The sequence below is a fragment of the Mesorhizobium abyssinicae genome (assembly GCF_049887195.1).
GTDB classification, from domain to species: domain Bacteria; phylum Pseudomonadota; class Alphaproteobacteria; order Rhizobiales; family Rhizobiaceae; genus Mesorhizobium; species Mesorhizobium abyssinicae.
This window is the reverse complement of the sequence record NZ_JARAKC010000004.1, coordinates 221393-236364: the sequence shown is the minus strand read 5'-3', so window position 1 is coordinate 236364 and position 14972 is coordinate 221393. Positions and strand designations below refer to the sequence as shown.

Sequence of the window (14972 nt, the reverse complement as noted above, 5' to 3'; positions counted from 1 at the left end):
TTCTATGCTGCTTTCGACGCCGCTAACGCTTGGAGACCGGGCTCACCACCATCCGTCACGCGTTGCCAGTGCGCGGCTGAGGAGAACCCGACTGACAACCAGGATCCAAAAGAGAAGCAGCAGCGGAGAAACCAGCCGCGAATAGGCGCCGTCGGGAGCCCAGATCCCGTCGCCGAACCAAGTGGTGCCGCCAAGCACTCCGAGCACGACAAGCGCAACCCCCGCCGCGAAAAGTGCGTTGGAGATCAGACCGGCACGCCAAAGGCCGAAAGCTCCTGACATGATCAGCATTGCGCGCGGAAATGAACTCAACACGCCGAGGGTCCAGGCGAAAGCGTTCAGGCCAGAGACGAGCGAATGATCCTGTGAGCCGGCGATCGTATAAGCGAGTGCGGAGCCAACAGCTGTCTGAAGCAGCAACAGCGCGCCAAACATCGCGCTGGCCGCGGTCGCGGCGGCGCCCCAACCATCTTGTCCTCTATCGGCCAAAGTCGCACGCAGGGCCGCCGCGAACCACAGAAGATTGAGAACCGCCAAGCCCGACAATATCGCCGCGACCAGGACTCTGATGCGATCGCCATCGTAGAAGGCGACAAGGACATCGTTGGAGGCGCCGATCCGCGGCTGAGACCCGACGACAACGTAGGCGATTACAAAGAGACCGGCGGCCTGAATGCCGCTTGAGCGCCAGAAGCGCTCCCAGAACGCAGGAGTGGCATAAACGCTGGTGGGGCGACTCATTGATGTTGCGGTCGTGCTCATGACTAAGTTCCTTTCGGTTCGTCGGCGAGATCACTCTTCCGGGCTTCCCAGCAACCCCGCCAAATCCATTTCGGCCATAACGCACTCTCGGAAACGCTGTGACACGGCTGGCGCCGCTGCCAACCTGCAAAGCGCTTCTGTGCATGAGGACGCCGCTGTGCCGATGAGCGCACGACGATCCCGCTGAAAACGCGCCTTCCGGCGAAATGTTGGTAAGGCGTAATCTGGTGACTTGGGAAAATGCGGGCAATTGCACGTAGGTATCGGTTCAATACCGAACGACGGAAACGTCGCGTTCTTTACTTGTAGGGCACCGACGATGCTTGCGATGTCGATCTACCAGTCGCCATAGAGATCTTGCCTAACCAATCGAGACAAGACGATGCCGACAGAATCGGCGTTCATTTCATAGCGATTTGCGGAAAACGACAAGCTTGGCCTTGAGCGTCTGAACGACATCTCCACGCTGGTTCAACGTACGGCTTATGACGGTAACGATGCCCCGGTCAGGCTTGGAACGCGACGGTGTGATTTCGACCACTTCGCTTTCCACATGGAGGACGTCGCCGGCACGTGTCGGATTTGGCCAGTTGATCTCTCCCCCAGCGCCGACAATGCCGCCGGCAAACGGCAGGCCGCCATCCACGTTCAGACGCATTGTAATGGCAGCAGTGTGCCATCCGCTTGCCGCCAGGCCTTTGAAGAGAGTTTCGGCAGCCGCCTCCGTGTCGGTGTGAAAAGGTTGCGGGTCGAATTGAACCGCGAAGGCCTTGATCTGAGTCTCGTCGATCGCATGGTCCGCGCTCGCAAATGTCTGGCCGACATGCAGATCATCGAGAAACAGCCGGGCCGCAGGTGCAGACATTTTGCTCATGGCTTCCTCCGGGTCTTCTTGGCGGCAGGCCTTTGAAGAGATTGGCCGCCGCCGGGGCCAGCTATCCAAATGTGAAGTCGAAGGCCTCCACATCGGAGCCATAGAATTTGATTCGATCCAGCGGCCAATGACTGGCGTCGGTTGGCGCACCAGCTGATCTGCAATGCAAGCTTCCGCCACATTTGATGCCGCGCAAGCAAAACAGCTAGTATCAGCTTCCCTGTCCTCATGGGGATCGCCTGATGGCGGCTCGTTCGGTCGGACAGACGGGAGGCGGACCGGGCTCAAGCGACCCGGTCCGCCCTGGGAGGAGAACGGGTCGGGGGCACCCGTTCACTCGATCCTCTGCCGTGTCCGCTGACGTGTCTTCCAGCGAACCGGCAGCAACGTCCATGGGTTGGCATCCGCTCAGGTCGGGAGCGGCCTTCCGGCCTGCTCGCTAGCCATGTATTCAGCGTACCAGTCAGGCCAGTTCTGATCATACTGGCCGCCGGTCCGCTTTTCATGCTCGCCATGGGCAATCGACGCCCGTCTCAGCGCGCCGGCAAGATCCGCGACGGAAGCAAAGCTGGTAGCGTCGGTGTCGACCCTGCCGGGAAGTCGCGCCCTGATCTCCTGCAGAATCCACTCATTGCCATCCGGATCACTGAACCTTGCGAATGACGAGTAGCTGTGATGCTCCGGATCCGGCCCATCGACCGGCGGAGTCCCCGGACCTGCGGTGTGAAAGATTTCGCTGACGTCAGCGCCATGATTGATGAGCTCGGCGCGTGCCGCCTCTATGTCGGCCACGATGAGATAAATCCCCTTGGCCGACCCGGGAGCGGCGCTGGTAATCCCAATGCCGAAGTGGATCGAGGCTGGCGAGCCCGGCGGGGTGAACTGCACGACGCGGAAGCTGTCGCCGACCGGGAAATCCGCATCGAGCCTCCAACCAAGGCCGCTGTAAAATCGCTTCGAACGTTCCACGTCCTTGACGGAGATCACGACGACCTCGAGCTTCAGGTCGGACATGCGGCCTCGTGCTTTGGTTTCTCCGCTGGTTTGCGTGATATTCATGTCAGTCTCCAATAGTGCTGCTCCGGCGATCTTGATTGGCGTGATCAACGACGGCCTGGATTGGCCTTCCCAGCCTACTTCACCACTCTGTCGCGGACACGAGGCGAATATCGGCCGTGGACCGAATCCAATCTATTGCACCATGGTGTTGGCGATACTTTGGTATCGGCAAGGCTGCTTTTCGGCACACCTCGCGCTGTTCCCCCTCGACCGGTGCCGAGCCGACGTTCGGGCCTATGAGCGTATAAACGAGAGCAGGTCGGAATTGATCACATCCGTGTTCACCGTGCACATGCCATGCGAAAAGCCCGGGTAAATCTTGAGGGAGCTGTTTTTGAGCAGTTTGGCCTGGATGAGGGACGCGTCTTTATAGGGCACGACCTGATCGTCGTCTCCCTGCATGACGAGGGTTGGCACCGTTATCGCCTTCAGATCTTCTGTCTGATCGGTTTCCGAGAAGGCCTTGATCCCTTCATAATGCGCCTTGGCGCCACCCATCATGCCCTGGCGCCACCAGTTCTGGATGATGCCCTGCGAAATCGCCGCGCCCGGCCGATTAAAGCCGTAGAACGGTCCCGACGCCAGATCGAGAAAGAACTGCGACCGGTTGGCGGCAAGTGCCTTTCGGAAACCGTCGAATACCTCGAGCGGGGTGCCACCGGGATTGCTGTCGGTTCTCACCATGAGGGGAGGAACCGCGCTGATCAGGACAGCCTTGGCGACGCGGCCTTGGGGCTGGCCATACCTTGCAACGTAACGGGCAACTTCGCCGCCGCCGGTCGAATGCCCGATATGGATGGCGTTCTTCAGCTTGAGGTGCTCTGCCACGGTTGATGCGTCGGCAGCATAATGGTCCATGTCGTGACCGTCGCTGACCTGTGCGGAGCGGCCGTGCCCTCGGCGGTCGTGCGCGACGACGCGAAAGCCATTTGCCAGGAAGAATAGCATCTGCGCGTCCCAGTCGTCCGCGCTGAGCGGCCAGCCGTGATGGAACACGAGTGGCTGGGCCTCCTTTGGCCCCCAATCTTTGTAGAAGATCTTTGTACCGTCCTTGGTCGTTACGGTTGACATGGTCGGGTCTCCTTGATGTCGAGTGGGTTCATTGCTTGCGGACCGGGCGATTGCGATGCGTGGAAGCAGCGTCGTCGCTGCTGCAATAGCGCTGGCCGTCAATACTACCCGTCGCGAGAAAGCGTTTGCGCTGCTCGCCTGATCTTCTGTTTTCATGTAACTCTCCGCTGTATTGACCGACCGCCTTGGCGATCTCACCAATCCGCTCGGACACAGAGTCGAATATCAGCTGTGCGCAAGTCAATCTATTGCATGATGGTGTCGGCGATACGTTGGTATGGATGGAGGCCGTGCGCCCTTCTCGGGTTCCATCATAGAAGACGGCTGGTGGAAGTCAGCCGACGATACCGTCGGTGGGAGACGACTAGCCGAATCGAGAGACTACCAATTGGATAGCGTGGTTGACGCCATCGCCACGACCCGTAGCGACGTTCTATTCGGTCAAGGGAGCTTCGGTGATCGTGCCTAGTTTGGACGAGAGCTGCCGGCTTATGCGCGGCGACAACCAGATATGGCCAAACGGGGCTTCATCCAAGCGTCATGATGGCAATGCACATTAGGCACAGCTAAACCTCCCGATGGCGTCGGCGGCTGCGGCGTCCAAAGCCACCTCGAGGATGCCTTCGGTCGTCTTGATCGAGAGGATGCCAAGCGCGCCCTTCTCATCTGCGACCGTACTGACGTGATTTCGGTCGGCACGATCGGCGTGGCCTTGACCTTGGGTTCAAGCAATAGGAACGGGAACCCAAAGTCCATCAGACGAAGGTGCTGCCGCTAAGGTGTGCCTCATTCAGTTGGCGCAGGACTGCGTGGGATTGCGAAAGCGAATGTTGCTCCGGAGCCTTCATTTCTTTCCGCCCAGATGCGACCGTGATGACTCTCGATGATCGAGCGACTGACGGATAGGCCGATACCCATGCCTTGCGGCTTGGTACTGAAGAACGGGGCGAACAGCTTGTCTGCGCCGCTGGACTCGAAGCCCACGCCACTGTCTCGAACCGTTACTCTCACTAGTGTATCGGCGTCGATTCCGATTTTTATGCTCAGCTCGCGCGGCCTGTCGTCGACTGTCAGCATGGCATCTGCGGCATTCGTAAGCAGGTTCAGGATCACCTGCTGAAGCTGGATTCGATCACCGACCACTACGGGAAGATCATTGGAGAACTCGCTAAAAAGCAGAGCACCCTTTCGCCGCAAGTCGCTTCCACAAAGCGCAATTACTTCTTCTGTGGCCTCCGCGAGATCAATCGGTCCGACCGCTGGTTTCTTGTTTGCAAACATTGCCCGCAAGTGAGAAATCACATCAGACATGCGACCAGCATCACGAATGGTCAAACGCGCCGTACCACGTGCACGTTCGAGATCGGGCTGATCAGCCGCCAAGATCCGAAGACACGCGTTGGCGTTAATGACGATGCCCGTAAGCGGCTGGGTGATCTCGTGAGCAATAGATGCGGTTAGCTCGCCCATCGTAATCAAGCGACTGACATGTGCGAGGCTCGCCCGCGTCGTCTGCAATTCTTCCTGGGCAACTCTGAGATCATCGATGTCCGTGGAATTACCGAGGAACCTGATGATGTTTCCCTCCTGGTCGCGTATGGCAATCGCTTGGTTCAGGTGCCATCTGTAAGTTTGATCCCGAGCGCGAAGGAACCGGACCTCCATGGCGAAGCCAGAGCCGGACCGAATACCTTCCCAGTAGGTTTTTCGCGCTGCTCCCAAGTCGTCGGGATGTATCGTGGCCGTCAACGCTTCGGGGTGCCTATGGACGTACTCAGGCGTCTGCCCGATATAGTCATACAAGCTCTGATTCACGATATCCGGAGTTCCATCGGGCGTCACCGACCATACTGCTGCAGGCATTGCATGCATCATGTTGACGAGCAGTTGTAGCTGGTCGAGGGCGCGCTTGTGGTCCTCGATGTCTACCGCCGCAACATACCACCGGGTTATGCGTCCCTGCTCATCAAGCAAAGGCTTGTAGCGCACGAGGAACCAGCGATACTCCCCGTCTTTGCCTAAAACTCGCTGCTCAGTGCTGAAAGGCGTTGTTCGCTTCAGCGACGCTGCTCGTCCTTCGCGGACTCGTTTGAAATCCTCCGGGTGAATGACACGATCCCGATAGTCCTCTTGCTGAACGTCCTCCAAAGTGAGGCCCGTGTAATCCATCACCGCCTGATTTACATATTGGACGAATCCTTCGGTGTTCAGCACATAGATGTGGGAAGGAATAGTGTTTATGATCAGACTCAGATTGCGCTCGCTGGATTGAAGCGGCTCCTCGCGGTGTCTGAAGTCTTCTATGTCGATGGCGAAACCAAGCCATCTGGAGATGTTGCCGGCCTTGTCGCGAAATGGATTGGCGCGAAACAGGAACCACCGATAGACCCCGTCGCGACGACGTAACCGCGCTTCGGTCTCCCTAGGTTCGCCGTAGGACACGCACGACGACCAACAATTGTCGACACGCAATCGGTCTTCCAAATGAATTGCATGGATCCACCCTCGATCCGCGGCCTCCTCCGCGGTAAAACCCGTGTAGTCGTGCCAGGATTGATTGAGGAGTTCTGCGCAACCATCCGGAAGGGCGCTCCAGGCCAAGCCCGGAAGCGCATCAATCAGATCGCTGAGCTCGAACGACATGTCACTCGTCTGTCTGTACCGTTGACAAGTTAGTCTCGGGTGACTGGATCCCCGCCGGTCCTTTCGCCTCTAATGGCCAAGCCTAGCATGGTCCCTCACCTGGGTCGACGCGCATAGCCGCTCATCGGCCTGTGCGCTCGACGTCTGAACGACGGCACGACGTCCCGGGATCGGGTGGGTCGCCTCCTGGCCGCTGACGCCCCAGGGGCCACCCGGGCAGCGAGGGTCCGGCCTGACCGGCTCGAATGACGATGGCTTCAACACCTATGATCCATGATTTAACCGCAACTGACCGTCAAAGTCTGTCGGCGTCGATAACGGCCCGGGCGAATTCCTTGGGCGCCTCCTGCGGTGCGTTGTGGCCTATCCCGCCCTTAAAAATCCGGTGCTGATACTTGCCGGTAAAGCGCTTGGCATACGCAGACTGATCCGGATGTGGCGCGCCATTGGCATCGCCTTCGATGGTGATGGTGGGCACGCCAATGTCGGGCATCGCCGCGATCTTTTTTTCCAGGGCGTCAAACCTTACCTCGCCCTGTGCCAAGCCTAGCCGCCAGCGATAGTTATGGATCGAGACCGCGACATGATCGGGATTGTCGAAGGCGGTGGCGGAGCGCGCGAAAGTGGCGTCGTCGAATTTCCACCGTGGGGAGGCCAACTCCCAGATCAGACGTGCAAATTCGTGCGTGTATTGCGCGTAGCCGGCCGCACCTCGTTCCGTGGCAAAATAGTACTGGTACCACCACTGAAGTTCGGCCCTGGGCGGAAGGGGCTCTTTGTTGAGCTCCTGGCTGCCGATGAGATAGCCGCTGACCGAAACCAACGCCTTGCATCGCTCGGGCCAAACGGCTGCGATAATATCGGCAGTCCGCGCTCCCCAATCAAAGGCGCCAAGGACCGCCTTATCGATCTTCAGCGCATCCATAAAGTCGATGATGTCGACCGCAAGCGCCGCCTGCTGTCCGTTACGCGGCGTTTCGGCGGACAGGAAGCGCGTCGTGCCGTAGCCGCGTAGATAGGGCACGATCACGCGGTAGCCGGCCTTGGCCAGTGTCGGGGCAACGTCGACATAGCTGTAGATGTCATATGGCCAGCCATGCAGGAGAATGACCACGGGGCCATCTTCAGGCCCATCCTCGGCGTATCCGACATCCAGCATTCCCGCATGGACCTGCTTGAGTGCTGCAAAGGATGTATGCGCGGATGCGGAACTCGCCTTGGTCTCTTGTGCCGCCGCTGATCTAATCATGCTAATTTGGGTTGCCGCGAGGCCCGCCGCGGTCGCGAAGAAGCCGCGACGGCTTTGGTTGATCTGCCCCAGGAGATTGTAACAGTTCATTTGTCAGCCCATGTGGTTGGTAACCCCGACGGCCTGCCAGCACTTGGCGCCTAGTTGGCGGTGGCTGCGTCCTCGATGACCTTGGCGACCGCCGGCCCGTGCGAGATCATCACCACATGTGATGCACCCTTGACCACAACCGTCTCGCGCGCGTGGGCTCTCTCAGCCATGAAGGCCAACGCCTTCGGTGGGATTGCGGTGTCGTGGTCGCCATAGACGAACCATGACGGAATGGTCTTCCAGGCCGGCTCCGTCGCCGCTTCGCCAAATGCGATGTCAGTGATCGGCCTCTGGGTTACCGCAGCAAGCCGGGCAGCGGGTTCGGGCAGGTCCGGCGCGAAGGCCTCGCGGAATTTGTCCTGCTGGACATAGAGGTCGTGGCCACCGCCAGACAGCGGCACTGGCGACAATGCCGGCCCTAGTACGCTGCCCGGGAACTTGCCGTCGAGGGCGCCGGCGCTCTCGCCTGCCTCCGGCGCGAAAGCGGCGACATAAACCAGAGCCTTTACATTTGCCTGGTTGTGCGCGGCGTCGCTGATCACCATACCGCCATAGGAGTGGCCGACCAGAACGACAGGCGTCGTGATGGTGCTAAGAAGACTGCGCACGCTGTCGGCGTCGCTCTTCACGCTTCGCAACGGGTTGGCGGCCGCAACGACCGTGTAGCCGTCTTTCTCCAGAATAGCGACAACGCGATTCCAACTCGAAGAGTCGGCAAAGGCGCCGTGCACCAGGACCACGGTCGGTTTGGCCGGCTCCGCAGTTGCCGCGAAAGCAGATGTCGCCAGCAAGGTGACGAACATCAAGGCAGCTGAGAAAGTTTTCATCGGTAGAACTCCTTTCAAAACTTGTCGCGACGTTGTTCGCGCGGCTCTAGGCCGGCTTACGCAAGGACTGGAATGACGCACGCATCTCCTGGCAGAAGAAGTCCGTCTGTTCCCACGCCGCGAAGTGGCCGCCCTTCGGGGCCTTGTTGAAGTGGATCAGCTTGGGGTAGGCCTTTTCGGCCCAGCTCTTCGGCGCCGTATAGATTTCATCGGGATAGGCTGTCACTGCGACCGGGATCTGGATTCCGCGCACATCGAAGAACCCGCCGGTCGGATGATGCGCATTGTCCCAGTAAAGCCGAGCCGAAGAGATCGCCGTGTTGGTCAACCAGTAGAGGGTGACGTTGTCGAGCACGTCGTCCTTCGACAGGCCTTCCTTCTGGCCGGCAAAGGCCCGGGTGATCATCTTCTGGCTGCTGTCGTCATGGTCGATCATCCACGCCGCCAGGCCGATCGGCGAGTCCGCGATGGCGTATAGCGTCTGGGGACGGTTGTTCATCTCGATCGCATAGCCCAAGCCGTTCCTATTGAAGGAATCGAGCTGGTTCCATGCTCTCAACTCGTCGGCGCTAAGATTGGCAGGCGGCGTTCCTTCGGCCAGCGACTTGTTGATTTCGGCCGGTACCGCGGCGGGCATGTTGGTGTGAATGCCAAGCAGACCGGGCGGCTGCTGCACAGCCATATGCTCCGTGACGGCATTGCCCCAGTCGCCGCCCTGAGCCACGTATTCCTTGTAGCCGAGCCGCTTCATCAGAACGGCCCACGCCTTGGCAATGCGGGGCGGATTCCAGCCGACTTCGGTCGGCTTGCCGGAGAAGCCGTAGCCCGGCAGTGATGGGATGACGAGATGGAAGGCGTCAGCGGCGGTCGCGCCGTGAGCCGTGGGATCGGTCAGCGGTCCAATGATCTTGAGCTGCTCTATGATCGAGCCGGGCCAGCCGTGGGTCACGATCATCGGCAGAGCGTTCTCGTGCTTGGACCGGACGTGGATGAAGTGAATATCCAGCCCGTCGATCTCGGTGACGAAATTGGGGACCGCGTTCAGCTGGGCCTCGATCTTGCGCCAGTCATGATCGGTCGCCCAGTGCTGTGCCAGCTGCCGCATCGTTGCAAGCTGCACGCCCTGCGTGGTGTCAGAGACCTGCTCCTTGTCCGGCCACTTCGTCGCCAGAATGCGTCGGCGCAGGTCGGCCAGATCGGATTCCGGGAAATTGATCTTGAGGGGTCTTATGGCGTCAACGGTGGCCGCGCGCAGCGCCCCCGGCAGCAAACTTACAACACCGCCAGCGGCCGCTGCGGCAAGGAGTTGACGACGAGTGGGTGACAGCTTTGACATGATTACCTCCGATGTCAGTCCGGCGAAAGTTCGACGCGAAGATCGGCGAGAGGCGCCCCGAAATCTATTACACCAAGGTGTCGCCGATACTTTAGGATTGGTGCGTGACGGCTTCGCGGGAAGTTGCCGACGGCTTGGCACGACCAAGTCATGACCGGCGACGGCGGTGGGTGCTCAGTTGCAATGTGGATTTCCAACGGGAAAGAAAGCGATCCAAAAACGCTGAGCGGCGAGCCATGCCCGCCGCTCAGCTGACGGCAAAATAGTCAATTGCCCCAGGGGCCTCTGTTGAAGTCTGGCCAGGACTGGTCGGCCTCTGCTCCACCGCTTGCCTTCGGCAAGACTTTGATTTTGCTCTCGTCATGCCGGTTGATCGACCCGGTGACCGTCAGGTCGGTAAGACTCGACCCGCTTTCGACGACAGTGCCGTAGTGATCGCTGCCGGCGAAGGCCGGGCTGGAAGCAAGAGTGACCAAGGTAAAAAAGGCGATCTTGGTCATGGCGGAGTTCAATGTCCCCAGATGCCCTGACCGGGCTCCGGATCGAACAGTGGCCGGACATGCTTAGGGCCGGTGTGGCCGATCGACGCCGTGAAGCTGTGGTCGATGCTGGTGCTCAGAGACGATGTCGGCTTGTAGACAAAATCGGATCCATAGTGATCGCTGCCGGCGAAGGCGGCGCTGCCGGAGATAAGAAGGGCTGCGGCAGCCACAAGAGATATTCTGGTCATTTTAACGTACTCCTTTTCCAAGTGTGTCTTATCAATCACGATGTCGCGCCTTGGGAGGATGCGCTTGTCGGATGATCTCCAGATGGATGGGGGTGCCTTAAATTCCAATTATACCAAGGTGTCTCGTGGTATTATTTTTACATGAAAATTTCAGATAGACTTTCAGATAGACAGTATTTTCTATACTTTAGGTGTATGTCATCCAGACGCGGGGCACGCGGCTTCTAAGCGCCACCGACGGTCCGCTAGTGGATTGAGATCGACCCAAAGACAATCGGCGTGACTTGCAACTCGCTGACTCATACCGCCTCGCCAGCAATTGGAAGGAAAAAGAAGAAACGGGCTCCACCGTGTAAGGACTTGTTGTCCGCTCCAATCTTTCCGTGGTGTCCCTCGATCACCGTTCGGCAAATGCGAAGTCCCATCCCCATGCCGCGGGCCTTGGTGCTGAAGGAACGCTCAAACAACCCAGCGAGCTGTTGGGGGTCGATGCCGGGTCCGCTGTCCTCCACCGAACAGCACAGATTTGCGGGATCAGATTCGAAAGTGCGAATCGTCACACTGCGCTTTCCTCCTGGCGTCTGAGCCATTGCCTGCACGGCATTCATAACCAAATTTATGACCACTTGCTGCAATTGGACCCGGTCGCCCAAGACTTCGCGTCCACCGCCCAAAGATGTAAAGTGCCTGACAGTCACGCCATGCGACTTCAGTTGGTCGCCAACGGCCAACAGCGCCTCTCGCACGACACCGTCATCAAACGAAAGCCGCGTCGGTTCTGGCAGGTTCTTAGTTGCCGCAGCCCCCACACGACTGACAATCTCGCTTGCCCGTTGTGCGTCGGCGATCATACGCCTGACGACTCGTTCTATCTCGACTAAATCGGGCGCTGGCTGTGCCAGCCATCTGAGGATCGTTCCACCATACAAGGCGATACCAGTAAGCGGCTGGTTCACCTCGTGACTGATGTAGGCGCTGAACTCGGACAACATGGAAACGCTCTCCAAGTTGGTGGTCTCGGTGACATTCAGCTGTACCTGACCCGACACCTCCCGAGATGCGGGCCATGCCAACTTGAGATGCGATCGTGCCTTGGATCCAGTGATGACCGACCCGCCGCCGCTTTCCTCGTTATCCGACGTGGTTCGGTTGATAGCGCTGCTCATGATCCATGCCCTCATGATGTTGAAGGCAAAGCTATGCAAAAGGGACACCGCTCGCTTCTGTCAAATGACCAGTCGATGACAGATTACAGTTGCGTCGCGGGACACGCTGTGAACGGCTCTGGTGCCGCCCCCCGCCAATGACAGCATAGCGCCAGCTACGGTCGCGTCTCAATTGGCGCCAACCGTCCTTGCAAGCAGCGGCCCGAGCGCGGACCTAGAGGTGATCCCTGTCTTGGCGAATATCCTGTGAAGATGGTAGCCGACGGTTCTATGCGAGAGATAGAGCTTGGCGCCGATCTCCTTGTTCGAAAACCCTTCTGCCGTGAGTTGAGCGATGTGCAACTCTTGCGGCGAAAGCGTTTCCCAGCTGTACTCTGCCCGAGCGCGGCTGAATTCGCCTGATGCGCGCAATTCTTCACGGGCACGCTCCCCCCATGGCGAAGCTCCGAGTGCATCGAAGATGTTACGAGCTTCACGTAGTGGCGTTCTGGCGCTGGCGGATCTGCGCTGTCTGCGCAGCCAACTGCCGTAAGCAAGAAGCAGGCGCCCTCGCAGGAACGGAAATGCATTGGCATCCGCACCGAGACCGCGCATAAACAGCTCCTCTGCTCTTTCATTCTCTGAAAGCAGAGCTCGAGCGTAGAGCAACATGGTCTCAACCCAAGGTACCCGCTCTCGGCCTGCGGCAAGCTCCATTTGGTCGATCAGACCGTGTGCGATCGCCCGCGAACTATTGGAGTAGGCAGCCGCCTCGACGAAGTCCGCCAGCGCGAAAAACTGAAGACCCGAGTTGAATGCCGGATCATCGGGTGTAAACAGCCGTCGTAGATGGTCATGGGCAACGGAATGCTCTCCCGCGCCAATTGCCGTTATACCCCGCGCGATCTGCAACATTGCCAACAGAAAGCTGGGCCGGCTGGACAAGAGCAGGCGCTCGACGTGCGCAGCGTGAACCTCTGCCTGTTCAAAGTTGCCCCGCATGCCCGCCAACTTCGCTTTGACGATCGTGGCCGCCGCGATCCAGAGATTTCCTCCCACCTCTTCGGCAAGCCGCGCAGATTCTTCCGCCTCGCGCATCGCACCGATCCAGTCGCCGACTTCCATTTCTGCCCAAGCCTGCGAAAAAAGTACTCGGGCTAGATCGCTGAGGCGTCCCTGCTCGCGAAGCGCGGCGCTCGATCTGTTTAGAAAGTGCACGGCAAGGTCGAAGGTCCCGATCACGTCCGCCGTGCTTCCAAGGATTCGCGCGATAGCAGGGTCTTCGAGCCCTTCGGTGGCGAGCCGTTTGAGGGCTTGATACACTTTGCCGCCGTTTTTGAGCGGCTGGACATAAGCGGCTATTGCGATCACGCGCGCATCCGTGTCCGGCAGGCCCAAGGCACCAGCCGCTGCAACCACGCTCTCGCCTACTGTCTCAGTAGCATTGCTCCACCAGCACCGTTGAGCTGCACGCCAGGCCAGATTGCCTGCCAGCTCAATCGCACCTGCGGTCTCTGCCTGCGCCACGAAGCGAAGCAGGCTCGGTATCTTAGTGGGATCATTTACGAACGGAGGCTGGCTGATTTCCCGACACCAGCCGATACGCGCCGAGGCAAGTTCATCCGACTCATCTACGTCCGCGCGTTGCAGCAGATCCTCCATCAACTCCGCTTGCCCGAGATCGGCGGCGAGCTCGGCGGCCCGCAAAAGTCGTTCGCTTCTGGACTTTGGCGTGCTGCTCAATCGCGCCGCTGTTTGGAGAACGTCGATAGCAGTAAGAACCACGCCCCGTCGCTGTGCCCGAGCAGCCATGCAGTCGTGCTCTGCTGCAAGGTCTTCGTCGGATCCGACGGCTGCCGCCGCACGATGCCAAAGTTGACGATCAAGCTGGCCTGGCATGATAGCCGCAAGTGATGCATGGATTGCCTGGCGCACGCTTAGATCAGCAGCTTGGTGAATCGCCGAGCGGACGAGCGGATGACGAAATCGCACGTCACGCCCATCGAAATGGATCAACTTGGCTGCAACCGCCGTTGTTAACGCGTCCACTCCCACGGGCTTGGCCAACATCATCTCGGCGGCACGCCGGATTTCCTCAAATGAAGTGCCGTCATTTTCTGCCGCAACGAACAGCAGACGGCGGGTTGTGTCTTCCAGACCGGTCAATCGGCTTGAGAACGCGCGTTCCAGGCGCTCCGTTAGCGGCAGCCATGAGTCATCGTGGTCGAGCGCTTGATCGGCAAGGGGGAGTTCCAGGATAGCCAACGGATTGCCGGCGGCTTCCTTCAGAAAGCGGCGGCGCAGATCGGCCGGCAGGTCGGGAGCATGAGCGTCCAGCAAGCGTTCCGCATCGACATCATCGAGCGCTGAAAGCTGGATCTGTGGCGTTCCGGTATCGCCGAGCACACGACGTGCGTCATCGCGGGTCGCGACCAGCAACACGATCGGGTCTGAGCTCAGCCGTCGCGATACAAAATCCAAGACATCGTAGGTGGGCTGATCAATCCATTGAGCATCGTCGATGACCAGCAAGATCGGGGTGCCCCCGGCGCCTTCCGTAAGGAGGGCAAGCGTTGCCAGAGCAACAAGAAAGATATCGGGGGACGCCGTATCATCGCCCATGCTAAGCGCGACCAGAAGCGCAGATCGGTGGCGAGGCGCCAGACTGTCCACCTGCTTGAAGAGCGGGCGAAGTGCCTGCTCGAGCCCGGCGAACGGCACATGGCTTTCTGCCGGCACGCCGGTCATGCTGAGCACCAGTATCCCTTGTTCACGCGCTATAGATTTCGCCACCTCAAGCAGCGCGGACTTGCCTATCCCCGCCTCGCCGCGAATGACTAACGCCGATCCACCCTGATCGACCTGGTCGATCAGCCTCTTCAGAAATGCGATGTCCTTTTCGCGTCCTTGCATGGGGAAAAAAGCGGCCCGCGCATCGCCCTCGCGGTGCTGAGCGGATGGACGTCTATCCTCCCGGGGCTCTTTCATATTCTGACCCAGCCGCGCTTACTATCACGCAGCCACACAGCTTCGCACATTGGTGTCGCAGTGGGGAAGCCGTTGCACCCCTTTCATCTGCTCCTGAAACGAAGCAGCTCGCATTTCAACTGCAGCCGGCGACACCCAGCTTCCTTGGCCGGTAGCGATCCTGTCCTCCATCATATTTTGGGCATCGCGGTTCGGGTT

Annotated in this window: 12 protein-coding genes; all 12 read right to left on the bottom strand. The window is 59.3% G+C overall.

Features of this window, described 5'->3' with window-relative positions:
* Positions 1–42: 42 nt before the first annotated feature.
* Positions 43–762: a hypothetical protein gene (locus tag PU724_RS11505; RefSeq protein WP_354422163.1), complete on the bottom strand. Its 720-nt coding sequence runs from the start codon at positions 760–762 to the stop codon at positions 43–45.
* A 406-nt stretch (positions 763–1168) separates the two neighbouring features.
* Entirely contained in the window at positions 1169–1636 is a 468-nt protein-coding gene (locus tag PU724_RS11500; protein WP_426213192.1) for a MaoC family dehydratase, read from the bottom strand.
* Positions 1637–2044: 408 nt separating this feature from the next.
* Positions 2045–2695: a VOC family protein gene (locus tag PU724_RS11495; protein ID WP_354422165.1), complete on the bottom strand. Its 651-nt coding sequence runs from the start codon at positions 2693–2695 to the stop codon at positions 2045–2047.
* 234 nt (positions 2696–2929) lie between these two features.
* Positions 2930–3766, bottom strand: coding sequence for an alpha/beta fold hydrolase (locus PU724_RS11490; RefSeq protein WP_354422468.1), 837 nt, complete (start codon positions 3764–3766; stop codon positions 2930–2932).
* A 786-nt stretch (positions 3767–4552) separates the two neighbouring features.
* A complete protein-coding gene (locus tag PU724_RS11485) occupies positions 4553–6409 on the bottom strand; it encodes a PAS domain-containing sensor histidine kinase (protein ID WP_354422167.1) in 1857 nt (618 codons plus the stop codon).
* 295 nt (positions 6410–6704) lie between these two features.
* Positions 6705–7748: an alpha/beta fold hydrolase gene (locus tag PU724_RS11480; protein ID WP_354422169.1), complete on the bottom strand. Its 1044-nt coding sequence runs from the start codon at positions 7746–7748 to the stop codon at positions 6705–6707.
* 50 nt (positions 7749–7798) lie between these two features.
* Positions 7799–8575, bottom strand: coding sequence for an alpha/beta fold hydrolase (locus PU724_RS11475; RefSeq protein ID WP_426213191.1), 777 nt, complete (start codon positions 8573–8575; stop codon positions 7799–7801).
* Positions 8576–8621: 46 nt separating this feature from the next.
* A complete protein-coding gene (locus PU724_RS11470; protein ID WP_354422171.1) occupies positions 8622–9911 on the bottom strand; it encodes an epoxide hydrolase family protein in 1290 nt (429 codons plus the stop codon).
* Positions 9912–10177: 266 nt separating this feature from the next.
* Complete coding sequence (locus tag PU724_RS11465; protein ID WP_354422172.1) at positions 10178–10411, bottom strand: hypothetical protein; 234 nt, start codon at positions 10409–10411, stop codon at positions 10178–10180.
* A gap of 8 nt (positions 10412–10419) precedes the next feature.
* The gene (locus tag PU724_RS11460) at positions 10420–10641 is read right to left on the bottom strand and encodes a DUF680 domain-containing protein (protein ID WP_354422174.1); all 222 of its coding nucleotides are present in this window, start codon (positions 10639–10641) and stop codon (positions 10420–10422) included.
* Positions 10642–10940: 299 nt separating this feature from the next.
* Positions 10941–11807 carry a sensor histidine kinase gene (locus tag PU724_RS11455; protein ID WP_354422176.1) on the bottom strand — a complete coding sequence of 289 codons (867 nt, stop codon included), beginning with the start codon at positions 11805–11807 and terminating at the stop codon, positions 10941–10943.
* 168 nt (positions 11808–11975) lie between these two features.
* Entirely contained in the window at positions 11976–14699 is a 2724-nt protein-coding gene (locus PU724_RS11450; protein WP_354422178.1) for a helix-turn-helix transcriptional regulator, read from the bottom strand.
* Positions 14700–14972 lie beyond the last annotated feature (273 nt).

What these genes read in the sequence shown, in the direction of transcription:
- PU724_RS11485 (WP_354422167.1), bottom strand. Translation starts at nt 6,409, where the DNA reads ATGTCGTTCGAGCTCAGCGATCTGATTGATGCGCTTCCGGGCTTGGCC.
- PU724_RS11495 (WP_354422165.1), bottom strand. Translation starts at nt 2,695, where the DNA reads ATGAATATCACGCAAACCAGCGGAGAAACCAAAGCACGAGGCCGCATG.
- PU724_RS11455 (WP_354422176.1), bottom strand. Translation starts at nt 11,807, where the DNA reads ATGAGCAGCGCTATCAACCGAACCACGTCGGATAACGAGGAAAGCGGC.
- PU724_RS11465 (WP_354422172.1), bottom strand. Translation starts at nt 10,411, where the DNA reads ATGACCAAGATCGCCTTTTTTACCTTGGTCACTCTTGCTTCCAGCCCG.
- PU724_RS11480 (WP_354422169.1), bottom strand. Translation starts at nt 7,748, where the DNA reads ATGAACTGTTACAATCTCCTGGGGCAGATCAACCAAAGCCGTCGCGGC.
- PU724_RS11500 (WP_426213192.1), bottom strand. Translation starts at nt 1,636, where the DNA reads ATGAGCAAAATGTCTGCACCTGCGGCCCGGCTGTTTCTCGATGATCTG.
- PU724_RS11475 (WP_426213191.1), bottom strand. Translation starts at nt 8,575, where the DNA reads ATGAAAACTTTCTCAGCTGCCTTGATGTTCGTCACCTTGCTGGCGACA.
- PU724_RS11460 (WP_354422174.1), bottom strand. Translation starts at nt 10,641, where the DNA reads ATGACCAGAATATCTCTTGTGGCTGCCGCAGCCCTTCTTATCTCCGGC.
- PU724_RS11490 (WP_354422468.1), bottom strand. Translation starts at nt 3,766, where the DNA reads ATGTCAACCGTAACGACCAAGGACGGTACAAAGATCTTCTACAAAGAT.
- PU724_RS11450 (WP_354422178.1), bottom strand. Translation starts at nt 14,699, where the DNA reads ATGCAAGGACGCGAAAAGGACATCGCATTTCTGAAGAGGCTGATCGAC.
- PU724_RS11470 (WP_354422171.1), bottom strand. Translation starts at nt 9,911, where the DNA reads ATGTCAAAGCTGTCACCCACTCGTCGTCAACTCCTTGCCGCAGCGGCC.
- PU724_RS11505 (WP_354422163.1), bottom strand. Translation starts at nt 762, where the DNA reads ATGAGCACGACCGCAACATCAATGAGTCGCCCCACCAGCGTTTATGCC.